Consider the following 1,581-nt stretch of genomic DNA (forward strand, 5'->3'; position numbering starts at 1 on the left):
AGGTAGTGCTTTACGGTCAACCTTACCATTTGGTGTTAGTGGCAGTGCCTCCAAGGTGATAAAAGCTCCTGGTACCATGTAGTTCGGTAACTTTAACTCTAAAAAGCTCCGTAGTTCAGGAATTACCAGTGCTTGCTCTGTTTGAGCAACTACATAAGCGACTATTCGTTGAGAATCTACTGAATCTTCCCTGACTATAACTACAGCTTCTCGTACTGCTGCGTATTGGCTGATTACTGCCTCAATTTCTCCGAGTTCAATACGAAAACCACGTATCTTGACCTGGTTATCAATCCGACCAATGTACTCTATATCTCCACTCGGCAAATAGCGTGCTAAATCCCCAGTTTTATACAGACGTGTTGCTTCTTTAGTAAAGGGATTGGGGATAAATTTCTCTGCGGTCATTTCTGCTTGATTAAGATAGCTCCTTGCTAGTCCATCACCGCTAATATACAGTTCACCCGGTACTCCAGTAGGAACAGGTTTTAAATGTTCCGATAGTACGTATATTTGCGTATTAGCAATTGGACGACCAATTGTAACACGCGAAGGAGTCTCTGCTGGATTAATGCGGGAACAGGTCACATCAGCAGAAACTTCTGAAGAACCGTAAAGGTTTAAAAGCGTACTTTCTGGCATGATTTGGCGAAAGTTCTGCAATAGGTCAAGGGAAAGCGCTTCTCCACTACTTACCCAAAGTTTTAAATTAGACAACCGTTTTCGTAGGTCGCTACAAGTATCTAATAGTACGCGCAGCAATGAAGGCACAAGTACTAAACGTGTAACCTTATTGTTTGCGAGTGTTTCCACGAATTGTTCTGGAGCTTTAACAACTGCATCGGGTATAATTACTGTTGGAATTCCTCTAAGTAAAGGTCCAAAGATTTCCCAAACCGAATCTACAAAATTTAAGGATGTCTTTTGGCAACAAATCTCCTCCTTAGTAAACGGATAGCTTTCCCACATCCAATGAAAACGATTAATTGCACCTTGATGAATACCTAAAACCCCTTTGGGTTTACCTGTGGAACCAGAAGTGTAAATGACATAGGCTAGATTATTAGTCGTAGAATTATTTACAGGGTTATTCTGACTTTGTTGGGCAATATGATTCCAATCACTGTCCAAACAAATTACATCTGCTTTATGTTGCGGAATTATATCAACCCAACACTGCTGAGTTAGCAAAATCGACACTTGGGAGTCTTCTAACATAAAAGCCAAGCGTTCTTGAGGATAGTTGGGGTCTAAGGGTACATATGCACCACCTGCTTTGAGGATGGCTAATAGTCCGATGACCATATCAAGGGAGCGCTCTAAACAAATCCCTACCAATACCTCTGGTTTTACTCCCAATGAACGTAAGTAATGGGCTAGTTGATTTGCTTTGGCATTTAGTTCGTAGTAGGTTAATTGTTGGTCTTCAAATATTACAGCGATATTTGAGGGTGTTTTCTCTACCTGGGCTTCAAATAACTCATGGATACATAGAAGGGGATATTCAACTTCTGTATTATTCCATTCCCGTAGCAACTGATGCTGCTCAGATTCTGTTAATAATGATAATTCTGAAAGGTG

At 40.9% G+C, this 1,581-nt stretch carries 1 protein-coding gene; it reads right to left on the reverse strand.

All coding sequences use genetic code 11. The features are described 5' to 3' along the window. A partial coding sequence (locus tag IQ247_RS32110) for a non-ribosomal peptide synthetase (RefSeq protein ID WP_193926232.1) occupies positions 1-1,581 on the reverse strand: 1,581 nt, incomplete at both ends.

Origin of the sequence: Plectonema cf. radiosum LEGE 06105, from assembly GCF_015207665.1 — a bacterium.
GTDB classification, from domain to species: Bacteria; Cyanobacteriota; Cyanobacteriia; order Cyanobacteriales; family Nostocaceae; genus Rivularia; species Rivularia radiosa_A.